This is a genomic window from Pseudomonas sp. FW305-3-2-15-E-TSA4 (genome assembly GCF_058787295.1).
Window position 1 is genome coordinate 1 of record NZ_JBYSZP010000001.1, and the last position, 18375, is coordinate 18375.

General features: G+C 61.3%; 18 protein-coding genes. 10 read left to right on the forward strand and 8 right to left on the reverse strand.

Annotated elements, in window-relative coordinates; all coding sequences use genetic code 11:
* The first annotated feature begins 126 nt into the window (after positions 1 to 126).
* Positions 127 to 876 (forward strand): FadR/GntR family transcriptional regulator, encoded by a 750-nt coding sequence (locus tag AC3WMV_RS00005; protein ID WP_178085273.1) that lies wholly within the window; start codon positions 127 to 129, stop codon positions 874 to 876.
* Between the two features lie 145 nt (positions 877 to 1021).
* On the opposite strand, the gene AC3WMV_RS00010 is transcribed toward AC3WMV_RS00005, so the two are convergent.
* Positions 1022 to 1210, reverse strand: coding sequence for a hypothetical protein (locus AC3WMV_RS00010; RefSeq protein WP_103369615.1), 189 nt, complete (start codon positions 1208 to 1210; stop codon positions 1022 to 1024).
* Between the two features lie 11 nt (positions 1211 to 1221).
* On the reverse strand, positions 1222 to 2526 hold the full coding sequence (locus AC3WMV_RS00015; protein ID WP_103369616.1) for a phospholipase: 1305 nt from the start codon (positions 2524 to 2526) through the stop codon (positions 1222 to 1224).
* Positions 2527 to 2762: 236 nt separating this feature from the next.
* On the opposite strand from AC3WMV_RS00015, the gene kdgD reads away from it, so the two are divergent.
* From kdgD to AC3WMV_RS00040, 5 genes are all read left to right on the forward strand, one after another.
* Positions 2763 to 3674 carry a 5-dehydro-4-deoxyglucarate dehydratase gene (kdgD, locus tag AC3WMV_RS00020; protein ID WP_007981458.1) on the forward strand — a complete coding sequence of 304 codons (912 nt, stop codon included), beginning with the start codon at positions 2763 to 2765 and terminating at the stop codon, positions 3672 to 3674.
* A 60-nt stretch (positions 3675 to 3734) separates the two neighbouring features.
* The gene (locus AC3WMV_RS00025; protein WP_096795340.1) at positions 3735 to 5180 is read left to right on the forward strand and encodes an aldehyde dehydrogenase family protein; all 1446 of its coding nucleotides are present in this window, start codon (positions 3735 to 3737) and stop codon (positions 5178 to 5180) included.
* A 158-nt stretch (positions 5181 to 5338) separates the two neighbouring features.
* Entirely contained in the window at positions 5339 to 6703 is a 1365-nt protein-coding gene (locus tag AC3WMV_RS00030; RefSeq protein WP_096795341.1) for an MFS transporter, read from the forward strand.
* 11 nt (positions 6704 to 6714) lie between these two features.
* Positions 6715 to 8268 (forward strand): galactarate dehydratase, encoded by a 1554-nt coding sequence (gene garD / locus AC3WMV_RS00035; protein WP_103369617.1) that lies wholly within the window; start codon positions 6715 to 6717, stop codon positions 8266 to 8268.
* Between the two features lie 159 nt (positions 8269 to 8427).
* Positions 8428 to 9369 carry an AEC family transporter gene (locus AC3WMV_RS00040; RefSeq protein ID WP_041072811.1) on the forward strand — a complete coding sequence of 314 codons (942 nt, stop codon included), beginning with the start codon at positions 8428 to 8430 and terminating at the stop codon, positions 9367 to 9369.
* A 109-nt stretch (positions 9370 to 9478) separates the two neighbouring features.
* Here the strand turns inward: AC3WMV_RS00040 and AC3WMV_RS00045 are convergent, their stop codons facing one another.
* From AC3WMV_RS00045 to gatC, 6 genes are all read right to left on the reverse strand, one after another.
* A complete protein-coding gene (locus tag AC3WMV_RS00045) occupies positions 9479 to 9859 on the reverse strand; it encodes a carboxymuconolactone decarboxylase family protein (RefSeq protein ID WP_027610831.1) in 381 nt (126 codons plus the stop codon).
* Positions 9856 to 10917: a calcium/sodium antiporter gene (locus AC3WMV_RS00050; protein WP_103369618.1), complete on the reverse strand. Its 1062-nt coding sequence runs from the start codon at positions 10915 to 10917 to the stop codon at positions 9856 to 9858. Before AC3WMV_RS00050 ends, AC3WMV_RS00045 begins: the two co-directional genes overlap by 4 nt.
* Before the next feature lie 46 nt (positions 10918 to 10963).
* Positions 10964 to 11338, reverse strand: a complete 375-nt coding sequence (locus AC3WMV_RS00055; protein WP_007966094.1) for a septal ring lytic transglycosylase RlpA family protein — start codon at positions 11336 to 11338, stop codon at positions 10964 to 10966.
* A gap of 151 nt (positions 11339 to 11489) precedes the next feature.
* A complete protein-coding gene (gatB, locus tag AC3WMV_RS00060; protein ID WP_007961565.1) occupies positions 11490 to 12935 on the reverse strand; it encodes an Asp-tRNA(Asn)/Glu-tRNA(Gln) amidotransferase subunit GatB in 1446 nt (481 codons plus the stop codon).
* A gap of 10 nt (positions 12936 to 12945) precedes the next feature.
* On the reverse strand, positions 12946 to 14397 hold the full coding sequence (gatA, locus tag AC3WMV_RS00065; RefSeq protein WP_103369619.1) for an Asp-tRNA(Asn)/Glu-tRNA(Gln) amidotransferase subunit GatA: 1452 nt from the start codon (positions 14395 to 14397) through the stop codon (positions 12946 to 12948).
* Between the two features lie 16 nt (positions 14398 to 14413).
* On the reverse strand, positions 14414 to 14701 hold the full coding sequence (gene gatC / locus AC3WMV_RS00070) for an Asp-tRNA(Asn)/Glu-tRNA(Gln) amidotransferase subunit GatC (RefSeq protein ID WP_003221657.1): 288 nt from the start codon (positions 14699 to 14701) through the stop codon (positions 14414 to 14416).
* A 211-nt stretch (positions 14702 to 14912) separates the two neighbouring features.
* On the opposite strand from gatC, the gene mreB reads away from it, so the two are divergent.
* The 4 genes from mreB (at position 14913) to AC3WMV_RS00090 (ending at position 18336) form a co-directional block, all read left to right on the forward strand.
* Complete coding sequence (gene mreB / locus AC3WMV_RS00075) at positions 14913 to 15950, forward strand: rod shape-determining protein MreB (protein ID WP_002555108.1); 1038 nt, start codon at positions 14913 to 14915, stop codon at positions 15948 to 15950.
* Positions 15951 to 16091: 141 nt separating this feature from the next.
* Positions 16092 to 17204, forward strand: coding sequence for a rod shape-determining protein MreC (gene mreC / locus AC3WMV_RS00080; RefSeq protein ID WP_103369620.1), 1113 nt, complete (start codon positions 16092 to 16094; stop codon positions 17202 to 17204).
* The gene (gene mreD, locus AC3WMV_RS00085; protein WP_096795347.1) at positions 17204 to 17695 is read left to right on the forward strand and encodes a rod shape-determining protein MreD; all 492 of its coding nucleotides are present in this window, start codon (positions 17204 to 17206) and stop codon (positions 17693 to 17695) included. The genes mreC and mreD overlap by 1 nt, the downstream gene beginning before the upstream one ends.
* A gap of 44 nt (positions 17696 to 17739) precedes the next feature.
* The gene (locus AC3WMV_RS00090; protein WP_103369621.1) at positions 17740 to 18336 is read left to right on the forward strand and encodes a Maf family protein; all 597 of its coding nucleotides are present in this window, start codon (positions 17740 to 17742) and stop codon (positions 18334 to 18336) included.
* Positions 18337 to 18375: the final 39 nt, after the last annotated feature.

Genomic DNA, 18375 nt, shown 5'->3' on the forward strand with positions numbered 1-18375 from the left:
GCCTGACACACCGCCTTCGCGAGCAAGCCCGCTCCCACATGGGGTATTGTGAGGCGGGATGTGATCGTACAACCCGCCTGCGCTATGATGCCCACCAAGCCGAATTTTCGAGACCAGACGTTGACCATGGAAAACCCGATCGACACTCCACGCCTCCCACGCAAGCGCCGCAGCCTGGCTCAGGAGCTGGTGACGGTGCTGACCGAGCAGATCCGCGACGGTCTGCTCAAGCGCGGCGACAAATTGCCCACCGAGTCGGCGATCATGCAGGAGCACGGCGTCAGCCGCACCGTGGTGCGCGAGGCGATCTCCCGTTTGCAGGCCGCCGGCCAGGTGGAAACCCGCCACGGCATCGGCACCTTCGTGCTCGACACGCCGAGCCCCAGCGGTTTTCGCATCGACCCGGCCACGGTCGTCACCCTGCGTGACGTGCTGGCGATTCTCGAATTGCGCATCAGCCTGGAAGTGGAGTCCGCCGGCCTCGCCGCGCAACGCCGCAGTCCCGAACAACTGGCGACCATGCGCGCCGCCCTCGATGCGCTGAACGACAGCGTCGCCCACGCCAGCGATGCGGTGGCCTCGGACTTCGCCTTCCACCTGGAAATCGCCCTGTCCACCGGCAACCGCTACTTCACCGACATCATGACCCACCTGGGTACCAGCATCATTCCGCGTACGCGGCTGAATTCGGCGCGCCTGGCCCATGATGATCAGCAGCACTACATGAACCGCCTGAGCCGCGAGCACGAAGAGATTTATGACGCAATTGCCCGCCAGGATTCCGATGCGGCGCGAGCGGCCATGCGCCTGCATTTGACCAACAGCCGCGAAAGACTGCGCCAGGCCCATGAAGAGGCGCAGGCGCAGCGGGGATGAGTTTGCAGGTTTGATTCATATGTTGACTGATCTACCGCTTTCGCGAGCAAGCCCGCTCCCACCCTGGATTTTCGGTAAGCCCGGATTTTGAGTTCAGCCGAGATCCATTGTGGGAGCGGGCTTGCTCGCGAAGGGGCCCGTGAATTCAGCGCGGCAATATCGAGCGATCCACCCTCACCGCCAGTTTCGCTTTACCCGGCTTGGCAGCAAACGCCACCTCGCCTGATTGATCCACAATACCCCGCGCAATCGGCTTGCCATCGGCCAGCAACTCCAGCGGCGCGCCTTTAAGCGGCTGCCCCGACGCCAGTTCCAGTTTCAATTTGATCGTCATGCCCATTCTCCTTAGTTGACGTTGCCCGTCGGGTGGTAGTCCTTGAGCAGCAGGTAGGTGCTCCAGCCCCACCAGTCATCGATGGTGGCGGTGTCGTTGAGGTTGTTCACATCTTTGCGCCGCAGCACCTTGCCGCCCTCGACGCGGAACAGCGGCGAGAAGTTATTCGAAAGATTCAGCACTGCCGTCAGATCCGGCAGCCGTTGCAGCGCGGCAAACGTCGAAGGGGCGGGCACGTTGCCGCTGAGGTAAGCGGCGAAGACTTCATCCGCTGAGGCCTGCACCGCCAGGTTGACCTGGGTGCGGTTGTCCGCATCGCTGGCCTCGAAGTAGCGTTTGTCGCCGTAGGCGCGCCATTGATCGCCATGGGCGTTGCGCACTTTGAGGCCGAATTTGCTGTCCTCGTCGTGCATGAAACGGGTCACCAGCGAGCCGAGATCGCTCGGCGTGACCACCGCCGCCATCTCTTTGCGCGGTACCCGCAGATGGCCGGCAGAGAACAGGTCGGTGAGGAAGTGGTCGGCAAACGCGTTCATCGCATAGGCCCGTTTCAGTTGCTGCTCATCGTGACTGGCGCGGGCCGCGACGGCAGTTTGCAGGGCGGCGGTGTGGCCGGCGATGTAGGCCAGTCTGGCCCATTCGCCGAAGTGGTCGGCGTTGTTCGCCGCCAGTTTCAGATAACGTCCGAGCGGGAACAGCGCGGAGACAAAACTGCCGCCACCGGTGATCTTGTTCCACTCTTCGGACAACGTATCTCCGAGCGCGTCGTAGGCTTCGTGCGGTGCTTTGCCGTCCTTGATCGCCTGCTTAACCGCGTCGATCTCTTTTTGCATGACCGCGAGAATCTGCGTGGCCTCAGCGCGGGAGGCCGGCAGCACGGCGAGAGAGTCGAAGGCGGCATTGAAACGGTTCAGGCGATCAGCCGGGGTCGCGCCTTCGTTGATCGGTCGATCGACCACGCCGTAGAAATCTCCAGCCAGCGCCACCACCTGGCCGTAGGTCAGCGCGAGACCATTGGGCAGGTGCAAGGGCACGTTTTGCGCGCGAACCGGCTCGGCGTTTTCGTTGAAGCGCAGCAGGGTGTTATCGCCGATGGACGTGTGTTCAGCGCCTTCGAAGCGCAGTGGCGGCCGAATATTCAACGTTTTGCCGGGGAGGGCGGTGGCCGGTTCGACATCGCTGTGGGCGTCGGCGATGTGCAGCAGCAGATGCGGATTGTCAGCGTTGAAGTGGATGCCGTTTTCCGTGAAAAGATCATCGAAACGGGCAATGACCGGCTTGGGTCGTTCCTGAGGTTTTGCATGCAGTCCGGACATTTCTAGCTCCTTGATATGTCGTCGGTGATTTATTTTTATCTGTATGGATATACAGTAAAAACGAGCCTAGCCCAGATTTTTCCTACGTCAAGAACGAATCTTGTCCGACAAAAAGTGTGAGGCGACGATGAAATGCAGTTGACGGTTATCTTTTAAGTTGTACGATGACCTACAACTTCAGCACTGGCTGAACCATAAAACTCACAAAAAATGTTGCTACCCAGGGTGTTCGAAAAATGAATCCACAAGAACTGAAGTCCATCCTCTCCGCCGGTCTGCTGTCGTTCCCGGTCACCGATTTCAATGCCCAGGGCGATTTCAACCGCGCTGGCTACATCAAACGTCTGGAATGGCTGGCCCCGTACGGCGCGTCGGCACTGTTCGCCGCCGGCGGCACCGGTGAGTTCTTCTCCCTGGCAGCCAGCGAATACTCGGAAATCATCAAGACCGCGGTCGATACCTGCGCCACCAGCGTGCCGATTCTGGCCGGTGTCGGCGGCTCGACCCGCCAAGCCATCGAGTACGCACAGGAAGCCGAGCGTCTGGGCGCCAAAGGCCTGTTGCTGCTGCCGCACTACCTGACCGAAGCCAGCCAGGACGGCGTTGCCGCCCACGTTGAAGCGGTGTGCAAATCGGTGAACATCGGCGTGGTGGTCTACAACCGCAACGTCTGCCGCCTGACCGCGCCACTGCTGGAACGTCTGGCCGAGCGCTGCCCGAACCTGATCGGCTACAAGGACGGTCTGGGCGATATCGAGTTGATGGTGTCGATCCGTCGCCGCCTCGGTGATCGCTTCAGCTACCTCGGTGGCTTGCCGACCGCCGAAGTCTACGCCGCTGCCTACAAGGCTTTGGGCGTGCCGGTTTACTCCTCGGCGGTGTTCAACTTCATCCCGAAAACCGCGATGGATTTCTACCACGCCATTGCTCGCGAAGATCACGCCACCGTCGGCAAGATCATCGACGACTTCTTCCTGCCGTACCTCGACATCCGCAACCGCAAGGCCGGTTATGCCGTGAGCATCGTCAAGGCAGGCGCCAAGATCGCCGGCTATGACGCAGGCCCGGTGCGGGCGCCGCTGACCGACCTGACCGGCGAAGAGTACGAAATGCTCGCTGCGCTGATCGACAAGCAAGGCGCGCAATAAACACCGACCCACAAGGCCGCTGAGCAATCAGCGGCTTTTGCGTAGAGAGGAGAATTTTCTGTGGCTGATTCCAAGCGTTACGACAACTACATCAACGGTGAATGGGTCGCCGGTGCCGACTACTCGGCGAACATCAACCCGTCCGAGTTGAGCGATACCATCGGCGATTACGCCAAGGCTGACCTGACTCAGGTTCACGCCGCCATCGATGCGGCCCGCGCCGCGTTCCCGGCGTGGTCGACTTCGGGCATTCAGGCCCGTCACGATGCTCTGGATAAAGTCGGCACGGAAATCCTCGCCCGTCGCGAAGAACTCGGCACCCTGCTGGCCCGGGAAGAGGGCAAGACCCTGCCCGAAGCCATCGGCGAAGTGACCCGCGCCGGCAACATCTTCAAGTTTTTCGCCGGTGAATGCCTGCGTCTGTCCGGCGACTACGTGCCGTCGGTGCGCCCGGGCGTCAATGTCGAAGTGACCCGCGAGGCCCTTGGCGTGGTCGGCCTGATCACCCCGTGGAACTTCCCGATTGCCATCCCGGCATGGAAGATTGCTCCGGCGCTGGCCTACGGCAACTGCGTGGTGCTGAAACCGGCGGATCTGGTGCCGGGTTGTGCCTGGGCGCTGGCGGAAATCATCTCCCGCGCAGGCTTCCCGGCTGGTGTGTTCAACCTGGTGATGGGCAGCGGTCGGGTGGTCGGCGAAGCACTGGTCAACAGCCCGAAAGTCGATGGCATCAGCTTCACCGGTTCGGTGGGCGTGGGTCGGCAGATCGCTGTTAATTGCGTGTCGCGCCAGGCCAAGGTGCAACTGGAAATGGGCGGCAAGAACCCGCAGATCATTCTCGACGACGCCGACCTCAAACAAGCGGTCGAGCTCTCGGTGCAGAGCGCGTTCTACTCCACCGGCCAGCGTTGCACGGCGTCGAGCCGCCTGATCGTCACCGCCGGGATTCACGACAAATTCGTCGAAGCGATGGCCGAGCGCATGCAGTCGATCAAGGTCGGCCACGCGCTGAAATCCGGCACCGACATCGGTCCGGTGGTTTCCCAGGCGCAGCTTGAACAGGACATGAAGTACATCGACATCGGCCAGTCCGAAGGTGCACGTCTGGTCAGCGGCGGTGGTCTGGTGACTTGCGACACTGAAGGCTACTTCCTCGCGCCAACGCTGTTTGCCGACAGCGAAGCGTCGATGCGCATCAGCCGTGAAGAGATCTTCGGCCCGGTGGCCAACGTCGTTCGCGTGGCCGATTACGAGGCGGCGCTGGCGATGGCCAACGACACCGAGTTCGGTCTGTCGGCTGGTATCGCCACCACGTCGCTGAAGTACGCCAACCACTTCAAGCGTCATTCGCAGGCCGGGATGGTGATGGTCAACCTGCCGACCGCCGGTGTCGATTACCACGTTCCGTTCGGTGGCCGTAAGGGTTCATCCTATGGCTCACGTGAGCAAGGGCGCTATGCGCAAGAGTTCTACACCGTGGTGAAAACCGCCTACATCGGTTCCTGATACACGCAATACCTGTGGGAGCTGGCTTGCCAGCGATGCGGACGACGCGATATGTCCTCGTACCGCGGTGATGCCATCGCTGGCAAGCCAGCTCCCACAAAAGCAACACCAAAGAAGATTCACCCGCGCATAAAAATAATCAGTGGGAGTACATCTACATGCAATCGTCCAAGCCGACTCACGTCCGCTATTTGATCCTGCTCATGCTGTTTCTGGTGACCACGATCAACTACGCCGACCGCGCGACCATCGCCATCGCCGGTTCCAGCCTGCAAAAAGACCTCGGCATCGACGCGGTCACCCTCGGCTACATCTTCTCTGCTTTCGGCTGGGCCTACGTCGCTGGGCAGATTCCCGGTGGCTGGCTGCTCGATCGCTTCGGCTCGAAAAAAGTCTATGCCCTGAGCATTTTCACCTGGTCGCTGTTCACCGTGCTGCAAGGCTTTGTCGGTGAATTCGGCATGTCCACGGCGATCGTTGCGCTGTTCATGCTGCGCTTTCTGGTGGGCCTGGCCGAGGCGCCATCCTTTCCCGGTAACGCGCGGATTGTCGCGGCCTGGTTCCCGACTGCAGAACGCGGTACCGCCTCGGCGATCTTCAACTCGGCGCAATATTTCGCCACCGTGCTGTTTGCACCGCTGATGGGCTGGATCGTGTATCGCTTCGGCTGGGAGCACGTGTTCATCGTCATGGGCATCCTCGGTATCATCTTCTCGCTGGTCTGGCTCAAGGTTATCCACAGCCCGCGTCAACACCCGATGGCCAACGAAGCCGAAGTGCAGTTCATCGCCGACAACGGCGGCATGGTCGACATGGACGTCAAGCAAGGCAAAAAATCCGACGGTCCGAAGTGGGATTACATCCGTCAGTTGCTGACCAACCGCATGATGCTCGGTGTATATCTGGGTCAGTACTGCATCAACGGCATCACCTATTTCTTCCTGACCTGGTTCCCGGTGTACCTGGTGCAGGAGCGTGGCATGACCATCCTCAAGGCCGGTTTTATCGCCTCGTTGCCGGCGATCTGCGGTTTCATCGGTGGTGTGCTTGGCGGGGTGATTTCCGATTACTTGCTGCGCAAAGGGCATTCGCTGACCTTCGCCCGCAAGGCACCGATCATCGCCGGATTGCTGGTGTCGAGCAGCATCGTCGCTTGCAACTATGTCGATGTTGAATGGATGGTGGTCGGCTTCATGGCCTTGGCATTCTTCGGCAAAGGCGTGGGCGCGTTGGGCTGGGCAGTGGTGTCCGACACTTCGCCAAAACAGATCGCGGGTCTGAGCGGTGGCCTGTTCAACACCTTTGGCAATATCGCCTCGATTACCACGCCGATCGTGATTGGCTACATCATCAGCTCCACCGGTTCGTTCAAATGGGCGCTGGTGTTCGTCGGTGCCAACGCACTGGTCGCGGTGTTCAGCTACCTGGTGATCGTCGGTCCGATCAAACGTGTGGTGCTCAAAGAGCCGCCAACCAACGGTGGTTCTGAAATCACCGGCAAATTGTCTCAAGCGCATTCCTGAGGAGCGGCGTCATGCAGTTGATTGAACATTCCGACTCGCCGCGCTACATCCGCCTGCACGAGCGGGACAACGTAGTGATTGTGGTCAACGACCAGGGCGTACCGGCCGGCACCGAGTTCCCGGACGGTCTGGTGACCGTGGATTTTGTGCCGCAGAGCCACAAGGTCACCCTCGAGGACATTCCCGAGGGCGGCCAGGTGATTCGCTACGGCCAGACCATCGGCTACGCGTTGCAGCCGATTCCACGCGGCAGCTGGGTCAAGGAAGATCAACTGCGCATGCCCACCGCGCCGCCGCTGGACAGCCTGCCGCTGTCCACCGAAGTGCCGACCGCGCAGGCACCGCTGGAAGGCTTCACGTTCGAGGGTTATCGCAACGCCGACGGCACCGTCGGCACGCGCAATATTCTCGGGATCACCACCACGGTGCAGTGCGTGACTGGTGTGCTCGATCACGCGGTGAAACGCATCAAGGACGAGTTGCTGCCGAAGTATCCGCACGTCGATGATGTGGTGGCGCTGACCCACAGCTACGGCTGCGGCGTGGCGATCACCGCCACCGACGCCTACATCCCGATCCGCACCGTGCGCAATCTGGCGCGCAACCCGAACCTGGGTGGCGAAGCGCTGGTGATCAGTCTGGGTTGCGAGAAATTGCAGGCCGGGCAGGTAATGCACGAGGACGATGCTTCGGTCGATCTGAGCGAGCCATGGCTGTATCGCCTGCAGGATTCCAGTCACGGTTTCACCGAGATGATCGAGCAGATCATGGCGCTGGCTGAAGTCCGGTTGAAGAAGCTCAACCAGCGCCGCCGCGAAACCGTGCCGGCCTCCGAGCTGATCCTCGGCATGCAGTGCGGCGGCAGCGATGCGTTCTCCGGCATCACCGCCAACCCGGCGCTGGGTTATGCCTCGGACTTGCTGCTGCGCGCCGGGGCGACGGTGATGTTCTCCGAAGTCACCGAAGTACGCGATGCGATTTATCTGCTGACTTCCCGTGCCGAAACCAAGACCGTGGCGCAGGAACTGGTGCGCGAGATGGATTGGTACGACCGTTATCTGGCCAAAGGTGAAGCGGATCGCAGTGCCAACACCACGCCGGGCAACAAGAAGGGCGGGTTGTCGAACATTGTCGAGAAGTCGCTGGGCTCGATCGTCAAATCCGGCAGCAGCGCGATCAATGGCGTGCTCGGCCCGGGCGAGCGTTTCAAGCAGAAGGGTTTGATTTTCTGCGCCACGCCGGCGAGCGATTTTGTCTGCGGCACCTTGCAGTTGGCAGCGGGGATGAACCTGCATGTGTTCACCACCGGACGGGGTACGCCGTATGGTTTGGCGATGGCGCCGGTGGTCAAGGTTTCGACCCGCACCGAGCTGGCGCAGCGCTGGCCGGACCTGATCGACATCGATGCCGGTCGGATTGCCACCGGGCGCGCGACCATCGAGGAATTGGGCTGGGAGTTGTTCCACTACTACCTGGATGTGGCGAGCGGCAAGCAGCAGACCTGGGCGGAGAAGCACAAGCTGCATAACGACATTACGTTGTTCAATCCGGCGCCGATTACCTGATACCGCGTCATCGTTCTTCGCGAGCAGGCTCGCTCCCACATTTGAAATGCATTCCCCTGTGGGAGCGAGCCTGCTCGCGAAAGCGATCCAACAGACGCCAAAGGACCGGGTGGCTTATCATTAAGCCCTGACGACGCTCACCCAAAGGCTCCCCCCGGCATGCTGGCAATCTTCCTCGAAACCCTGAACATCACCGCGCCGGTGTTCGCCATGCTGTTCCTCGGGGTGTTGCTCAAGCGCATCGACTGGATCAACGACAACTTCATCCACACCGCCTCGGCGCTGGTGTTCAACGTCAGCATGCCGGCGCTGCTGTTTCTCGGGATTCTGCATGCGGACCTGCATGCCGCGCTGCAACCGGCGCTGCTGATCTATTTTGCGGTTGCGACGCTGGTGAGTTTTGCCCTGGCCTGGGGCTGGGCGATCATCAAGTGCCCGCGTGAGGATCGCGGTATCTACACCCAGGGTGCGTTTCGCGGCAACAACGGGGTGATCGGTCTGGCGCTGGCGGCGAGCATGTACGGCGACTACGGGATTTCCCTCGGGGCGATTCTCGCGGCGCTGGTGATCCTGTTTTACAACACCCTGTCGACCATCGTGCTCGCGGTGTACAGCCCGGTGATCAAGTCCGATCCGTGGAGCATTTGCAAAAGCGTGTTCAGCAACCCGCTGATCATCAGCGTGATTGCCGCCGCGCCGTTCGCCTATTTCCAGATCAGCCTGCCGGGCTGGCTGGAAACCTCCGGCCAGTATCTGGCGCAAACCACTTTGCCGCTGGCGCTGATCTGCATTGGTGGCACGCTGTCACTGGCGGCGCTGCGCAAGAGCGGCAGCATGGCGCTGAGTTCGAGTCTGGTGAAGATGATCGGCCTGCCGGTGCTGGCGACGCTGGGGGCGTGGTTGTGGGGCTTTCGTGGCGCAGAGCTGGGGATTCTGTTTCTGTACTTCGGCAGCCCGACGGCGGCGGCCAGTTTCGTCATGGCCCGGGCGGCGCAGGGCAATCATGAGCTGGCAGCGGCGATCATTGTGCTGACCACGCTGATGGCGGCGGTGACCACCAATATCGGGATCTTTCTGTTGCAGTGGGGTGGGTGGATCTGACTGACAGATCTTCAGTGGCTGACAGGGCCTCTTCGCGAGCAGGCTCGCTCTCACAGGGAAATGCATTCCCAATGTGGGAGCGGGCTTGCTCGCGAAGGCGTCAGTTCGATCATTCAGGTTTCTGATAGGTATCGATCACTTCCTGCGCCGCACGAAACGCATCAATCGCCGCCGGCACCCCGGCGTACACCGCGCAATGCAGCAGCGCCTCGCGAATCTCTTCGACCGTGCAGCCGTTGTTCAGCGCACCGCGCACGTGGCCCTTCAATTCCTGCGGGCACTTCAATGCGGTCAGCGCTGCAAGGGTAATCAGGCTGCGGGTTTTCAGCGGCAGACCTTCGCGATTCCACACGCCGCCCCAGGCGTGTTCATTGACGAAATCCTGCAACGGCTGAGTGAATTCGGTGGCGTTGCCCAGCGCGCGATCAACGAACGCATCGCCCATTACCTGACGGCGGATCTCAACCCCGGTTTTCTGCGAATCGGTCATGGCACATCCCTCTTGTGGTGTTGGCGGCGCCAGGCGCGTACGGACGTGAACAACAGAAACGCCAGCAGCGTCGGCAGCACGTAGAACAGCATCAGTTTTTCCAGTTTGCCGGCCAGCGGCATGCCGGTGGTGAACGACACCACGTGCAGCCCGTAAGCCGCGTACAAACCGAGCAACAACAAACCTTCGGCGCGGGTCACGCGGTAGCCGGAATAGAACACCGGCAGGCACAGCGCGGCGACGCCGAGCATCACCGGCAAGTCGAAATCCAGCGCGTTCGGCGAGACCGACAACGGCGTCGGCGCAATCAACGCAGTGACCCCGAGCACCCCGAGCAGGTTGAACAGGTTGGCGCCAATCACGTTGCCCACGGCGATATCGCGTTGTCCGCGCAATGCGGCGATCAGCGAGGTGGCGAGTTCCGGCAGCGAGGTGCCGACCGCAACCACCGTCAGACCGATCACCCGTTCGGAGAAGCCCAGATCGGTCGCCACCGCCACCGCTGCGCCGAGCAGCAAATGCCCGGCGAACACCAACAGCGCCAGGCCGACAACGATCATCAGCAGACTGCTGAACCACGGCACCTGCGGAGGTTGTGGCGATTCCGAATGCGGGCGCGCCGAGTGCCGCGACTGGCGCAGCAACAGGCCCAGATACAACGTCAATGCCGCGAGCAACAGCACGCCGTCGAAGCGGCCGATCTGTTCATTCCAAGCGAGGACGAACACCAGCAGGCTGGCGCCGATCATCAGTGGAATATCCAGGCGCACCAGTTGCCGCGAGACCCGCAACGGAATGATCAGCGCCGACAGACCAAGGGTCACGAGGATGTTGAAGATGCTGCTGCCGATCACGCTGCCGACGGCGATGTCGGGGTTGTGCGTCAGGGTTGCTTGCAGGCTGACCGCCATCTGCGGGGCGCTGCTGCCGAGGGCGACGATGGTCAGGCCGATGATCAGCGGCCGCACATGCAGGCGCGCGGCCAGACGCACGGCGGCGCGTACCATCAGTTCGGCGCCGAGGATCAGCAGGATCAGGCCGCTGAGCAGCTCGATCACCTTGATCAGTGGTAGGTCGGCTAGAGCAAAAATGGTCAGCGCTCCATCAGTCGTCGAGGGCCTGTATGCGCACCCGTGCGGTGCCGCTACCGAGCATGCCGAGGCGTTCGGCGGCTTCACGCGAGACATCGATCAAGCGGCCACGGGTGTGCGGGCCACGATCGTTGATGCGCACAACGCAGGATTTGTCGTTTTTCAGGTTGGTGACCTTCACCCGGGTGCCGAATGGCAATTGGCGGTGGGCGGCGGTCAGGGAATGCTGGTTGAACGGCTCGCCACTGGCGGTGCGTTTACCGTGGTGCTTGGCACCGTAATAGGAGGCGACGCCGGTCTGGTCGTACCCGTGCGGGTCGATGATGTCGTTGCTGGCGCAACCGGCGAGCAAGGAGAGCAGGGCGCAGGCGCCGAGCAGACGTTTCATTCAAAGGCTCCACAAAACAAATGTGGAAACAACCCAATGTGAAGATCAGCTTCTGTGGTGAGGGGATAAATCCCCTCACCACAAAACCCCTTCAGCCATGGATTGTTCCCACAGGGGATGGAGCCAGGCTTCAGGTCTGGCCCCATTTGCATCAGCCTTCGAGCTTGCTTTTCAGCAGTTCGTTCACTTGCTGCGGGTTGGCTTTGCCTTTCGAAGCCTTCATGGCCTGACCGACGAAGAAACCGAACATCTTGCCGCGCTTGGCTTCGTCTGCCGCACGGTATTGTTCGACCTGCTCGGCGTTGGCCGCGAGCATTTCGTCCAGCACCGCGGAGATCGCGCCGCTGTCGGTCACTTGCTTGAGACCGCGCTTGTCGATGATCTCGTCCGCCGTGCCTTCGCCGTTGGCCATCGCTTCGAACACCACTTTGGCGATCTTGCCGGAGATGGTGTTGTCCTTGATGCGCTGCAGCATGCCGCCCAACAGTTCAGCGGAAACCGGCGACTCGTCGATGTCCAGGCCTTGCTTGTTGAGCAGGCTGCCCAACTCGACCATCACCCAGTTCGCCGCCAGTTTGGCGTCGCCGCCGATGGCTGCGACCTTCTCGAAGTAGTCCGCTTGCTCACGGCTGGTGGCCAGCACGTTGGCGTCGTAGGCCGACAGACCGAACTGGCTCTGGAAGCGCTCGCGTTTTTGCGGTGGCAGTTCCGGCAGGGTGGCGCGCACCTCGCCGAGGAACGACTCTTCGATGACCACCGGCAGCAGGTCCGGGTCGGGGAAGTAACGATAGTCGTTGGCTTCCTCTTTGGAGCGCATCGGACGGGTCTCGTCCTTGTTCGGATCGTACAGACGGGTCTGCTGGATCACTTTGCCGCCGTCTTCGATCAGCTCGATCTGCCGCTGGATCTCGGAGTTGATGGCCTTCTCGATGAAGCGGAACGAGTTGACGTTCTTGATCTCGCAGCGGGTACCGAACTCGACCTGGCCTTTCGGGCGTACCGAGACGTTGCAGTCGCAACGCAGCGAACCTTCGGCCATGTTGCCGTCACAGATGCCCAGGTAACGCACCAGCGCATGGATCGCCTTGACGTACGCCACGGCTTCCTTGGCGCTGCGCATGTCCGGCTCGGAAACGATTTCCAGCAGCGGCGTGCCCGCACGGTTCAGGTCAATGCCGGTGGCACCGTTGAATTCTTCGTGCAGACTCTTGCCGGCGTCTTCTTCCAGATGCGCGCGGGTGATGCCGACACGTTTGACGGTGCCGTCTTCCAGCGCGATGTCCAGGTGGCCCTTGCCGACGATCGGCAATTCCATCTGGCTGATCTGGTAGCCCTTCGGCAGGTCCGGGTAGAAGTAGTTTTTGCGGGCGAACACGTTGTGCTGACCGATCTCGGCGTCAATCGCCAGACCGAACATCACCGCCATGCGCACCGCTTCCTGGTTCAGCACCGGCAATACGCCGGGCATGCCCAGGTCGATCAGGCTGGCCTGGGTGTTCGGCTCGGAGCCGAACTGGGTGGAACTACCGGAAAAGATTTTCGACCGGGTAGTGAGCTGAGTGTGAATCTCCAGCCCGATCACGACTTCCCATTGCATGTGTGTCTCCTCAGAAGCCGGTTGGGGTGCGGGTGTGCCAGTCAGTGTTCAACTGATACTGATGGGCAACGTTCAACAGGCGACCTTCCTGGAAATACGGCGCAAGCAACTGCACGCCCACCGGCAGACCGTCGACAAAACCGGCCGGCATCGACAGGCCCGGCAGGCCCGCGAGGTTGGCGGTGATGGTGTAGACGTCTTCCAGATAGGCAGCGACCGGATCGCTGCCCTTCGCGCCGAGTTTCCAGGCCGGGTTCGGCGTGGTTGGGCCGAGGATGATGTCGACTTCATTAAAGGCCGCCATGAAGTCGTTCTTCACCAGACGACGGATCTTCTGCGCTTTCAGGTAGTAGGCGTCGTAGTAACCGGCGGACAGCGCGTAGGCGCCGACCATGATCCGGCGCTGCACTTCCGGCCCGAATCCTTCGCCACGGGAGCGTTTGTACAGGTCGATCAGGTTTTCCGGGTTCTCGCAGCGATGGCCGAAGCGCACGCCGTCGAAACGCGACAGGTTCGAGGAGGCCTCGGCTGGCGCGATCACGTAGTACGCAGGAATCGCGTGCTGCATGTTCGGCAGGCTGATTTCCTTGATCACGGCACCGAGCTTCTGCAGCTCTTTGATGCTGTTCTGGATCAGTTCGGCGATGCGCGGGTCGAGACCGGCGCTGAAGTATTCCTTCGGCACGCCGATGCGCAGGCCCTGCAGCGAAGTGTTGAGGCTGGCGGAGTAATCCGGAACCGGCTCATCGATGCTGGTGGAGTCGTTCTGGTCGAACCCGGCCATACCTTGCAACAAAATCGCGCAGTCTTCGGCCGTACGCGCCAACGGGCCACCTTGGTCGAGGCTGGAGGCGTAAGCGATCATGCCCCAGCGCGAAACACGACCGTACGTCGGTTTCAGGCCGGTGAGGTTGGTGAATGCAGCGGGCTGACGGATCGAACCACCGGTATCGGTGGCCGTGGCCGCCGGCAACAGACGAGCGGCAACCGCCGCCGCCGAACCACCGGACGAACCGCCCGGCACGTGTTCCAGGTTCCACGGGTTTTTCACCGCGCCGTACCAGCTCGACTCGTTGGCCGAACCCATGGCGAATTCGTCCATGTTGGTCTTGCCCAGGGTCACGGCGCCGGCAGCGGCCAGTTTCGCGACCACGGTGGCGTCGTACGGGGCCTTGAAGTTGTCGAGCATCTTCGAACCGCAGCTGGTGCGGATGCCTTGAGTGCAGAACAGGTCCTTGTGGGCGATCGGCGCACCGAGCAGGGCGCCGCTCTCACCGCTGGCCCGGCGTGCATCGGCGGCTTTCGCCTGCTCGAGTGCCAGCTCTTCGGTGAGGCTGATGAAACTGTTGAGCTGCGGATCGAGCTGGGTAATACGCGCCAGCAGGACTTTGGTCAGCTCTTCGGAGGAAAACTTTTTATCGGCGAGACCGCGGGCGATCTCGGCCAGAGTCATTTGATGCATTGCAGGCTCTTTCCCTTTAGTCGATGACTTTCGGAACCAGATACAGGCCGTTTTCGACCGCTGGTGCGATGGACTGATAGGCCTCGCGGTGATTGGTCTCGGTCACGACGTCGGCGCGCAGGCGCTGACTGGCTTCCAGCGGGTGGGCCAAAGGCTCGATACCGTCGGTATCGACGGCCTGCATTTCGTCGACCAGCCCGAGAATGCTGTTGAGGGCGGAAGTAATGTGCGGAAGATCGGCATCATTCAGGCCAAGGCAGGCCAGATGTGCGATTTTTTCCACGTCGGAGCGTTCTAGCGCCATCGGGATTCTCCAGTGGAAAACAGAACGGACGGCGTCCGTGTGTTAGATTGTCGGAACACTACCGCACTTCTACGGTCATAAGGCCGCGATTGTGGGGCTTGGTGCACAGAAAAGCGGCCAATTTAACATATTGGCGCCTTGCCCAAAATCCCTGTCGTTGTTAGAGTTTGCCGCACTTTTTTACCCACGCGTTGCCTAGGGTCCCTTTCCCATGTTCAAGAAACTGCGTGGCATGTTTTCCAGCGATCTTTCCATTGACCTGGGCACTGCCAACACCCTTATTTACGTGCGCGAGCGCGGTATCGTCCTGAATGAGCCATCGGTTGTGGCCATTCGGACACACGGTAACCAGAAAAGTGTCGTTGCTGTCGGCACCGAAGCCAAGCGCATGCTCGGCCGTACGCCGGGCAACATTGCTGCCATTCGTCCGATGAAGGACGGCGTGATCGCCGACTTCAGCGTCTGCGAAAAGATGCTGCAATACTTTATCAACAAGGTTCACGAAAACAGCTTTCTGCAGCCCAGCCCTCGTGTGCTGATCTGCGTTCCATGCAAATCCACCCAGGTTGAGCGTCGTGCCATCCGTGAATCGGCCCTCGGTGCCGGTGCCCGTGAAGTGTTCCTGATCGAAGAGCCGATGGCTGCTGCGATCGGTGCCGGCCTGCCGGTTGAAGAAGCACGCGGTTCGATGGTCGTCGATATCGGTGGTGGCACCACTGAAATCGCGCTGATCTCCCTGAACGGTGTGGTCTACGCCGAATCCGTCCGCGTGGGCGGCGACCGCTTCGACGAAGCGATCATCACCTACGTGCGCCGCAACTACGGCAGCCTGATCGGTGAATCGACTGCCGAGCGCATCAAGCAGGAAATCGGTACGGCCTACCCGGGCGGCGAAGTTCGCGAAGTCGACGTTCGCGGTCGCAACCTGGCCGAAGGCGTTCCACGTGCATTCACCCTGAACTCCAACGAAGTGCTGGAAGCTCTGCAAGAGTCCCTGGCCACTATCGTTCAGGCGGTGAAAAGCGCGCTGGAGCAATCGCCGCCGGAACTGGCTTCCGACATCGCCGAGCGCGGCCTGGTGCTGACCGGTGGTGGCGCGCTGCTGCGTGACCTCGACAAGTTGCTGGCCCAGGAAACCGGTCTGCCGGTGATTGTTGCCGAAGACCCGCTGACCTGCGTTGCTCGCGGCGGTGGCCGTGCATTGGAAATGATGGACAAGCACACCATGGACCTGCTCTCCAGCGAATAAGCGCCGGTTTGCAATACGTGGGTGAGCGCACAGGCAGCACTTTGCAGTGCTGCCTGTTGGCGTTTATCTTCTGTCAGTCTTCATCCAGGCCGGTTTGATGCCGTATGAATAAACAGAACATTTGCCTGGGAGGAGCGGCTTATTAAACCGCTTTTCGCCAAAGGCCCTTCGTTGGGTGTGCGCCTGTTGGTGCTGGCCGTGCTATCGGTCGCGCTGATGGTGGTCGATGCCCGCTTCGACCTGCTCAAACCCGCGCGCAAACAAGCGTCGCTGGTGTTGATGGACGCCTACTGGATCACCGACCTGCCCGGACGGCTGTGGGAAGGGATCGCCAGTCAGTTCGGCAGCCGCACCGAGCTGGTCGCCGAAAACGAAAAACTCAAGACCGAGAACCTGCTGTTGCAGGGGCGCATGCAGAAGCTCGCCGCCCTTACCGAGCAGAACGTGCGGCTGCGCGAGTTGCTCAATTCCTCCGCGCTGGTCAACGAAAAGGTCGAAGTGGCCGAGTTGATCGGCATGGACCCCAATCCCTTCACCCATCGCATCATAATCAATAAAGGTGAGCGCGATGGCGTGGTGCTCGGTCAACCGGTGCTCGATGCACGCGGTCTGATGGGCCAGGTGGTCGAGTTGATGCCTTACACCTCCCGGGTGCTGCTGCTGACCGACACCACTCACAGCATTCCTGTGCAGGTGAACCGTAACGGTCTGCGGGCGATTGCCAGCGGCACCGGTAACCCGGAACGCCTGGAACTGCGCCATGTCGCCGATACCGCCGACATCAAGGAAGGCGATCTGCTGGTCAGCTCCGGCCTGGGTCAGCGTTTCCCGGCCGGTTATCCGGTGGCGACGGTCAAGGAAGTCATCCACGATTCCGGCCAGCCGTTCGCGATTGTCCGCGCGGTGCCAACCGCTGCGTTGAACCGCAGCCGTTATCTGCTGCTGGTGTTCAGTGACAACCGCACCGCCGAAGAGCGCGCCAACGATGCGGCGCAGGCCCAGGAAAATCTCGATGCGCAGGGCGGTGGCCCGATGCTTCCGGCCACAGTGCCGAAAGTCGTCAACACACCGGCAGCGGCGGCAACGCCAGCTGCGCCGACCGCTCCAGCGCCCGCTGCTGCGGCCAGCACCACGCCGGCCAAACCTGCGGCCAAGCCAGCGGCGGCAAGCAAGCCGCCAGCTTCCCAGCCTGCTGCGCGTCCGGCGGCGAAACCGCCCGCCACTGCGCCGGGCAACACAGGGAGACAAGAATAATGGTCGGCGCTACCGCTTCGCGTAACGGCTGGATTGTCTGGCTGACGTTTGTCTTCGGCATCCTGCTCAGCGTTTCACCGCTGCCGATGTTCATGGAAATCCTGCGTCCCCTCTGGCTGGCCTTGCTGCTGACTTTCTGGGCGTTGTACATGCCGCATACGGTCGGCATGGTCACCGCGTTCTGCCTGGGGCTGGCCGAAGACGTGCTGCAGGGCGATCTGCTTGGCCAGAATGCCTTGATCCTGACGCTGATCACCTTCCTCGTGCTGTCGTTGCAGCAGCGTCTGCGGATGTTCCCGATGTGGCAGCAATGCCTGGTGATCCTGGTGATCTTCGGCCTCGCTCAACTGGTTCAACTGTGGCTCAGCGCCTTGACCGGCAACCGTCAGCCAACCCTGGCGCTGGTACTGCCGGCACTGGTCAGTGCCTTGCTCTGGCCTTGGGTCAGCTTCGCTTTGCGTGGATTGCGCCGGCGCTACAAAATCAACTGATTCGGTCAGGCATGTGCCCGCACCTCGACAAGGGAGATGTCTTGATGAAGCCGCTTTACCTCGCCTCTGGTTCGCCGCGTCGGCGTGAGTTGCTCACGCAGATCGGCGTGCCGTTCTCCGCCATCAGTGCGGACATCGATGAAACCCCAATCCCCGAAGAATCGCCCTCGGCCTATGTCGAACGCCTGGCGCGTGGCAAGGCCGAGGCCGGTCGGCGCACGCGGGTGACCGAAGCGGCATTTTGCGTTCTGGGCGCAGATACCGCGGTGGTGCTCGACGGCAAAATTCTTGGCAAACCGGTGGACGAAGCCGATGCATGCGCCATGCTGATGATGTTGTCCGGCAAGGAGCATGAAGTGCTGACCGCCATCGCCGTGCTCGAAGGCGAGCGCTGTGAGTCGCGCGTGGTGCGCAGTCTGGTGCGGTTCCGCCCGATCAGCCGCGAAGAGGCTGCGGCCTACTGGGCCAGTGGCGAACCCCGGGACAAGGCCGGCGGTTATGGCATTCAGGGCCTCGGCGCGGTGTTTGTCGCCGGGCTCAATGGCAGCTATTCGGCGGTGGTCGGGCTGCCGGTTTGCGAAACCGCAGAACTGTTGGGCCATTTCGGCATACCCTGTTGGCAAAACCTGAACGCGCAATGAGCGTCGTACGAATCAAGATGCGGCCATTATCGTGAACAT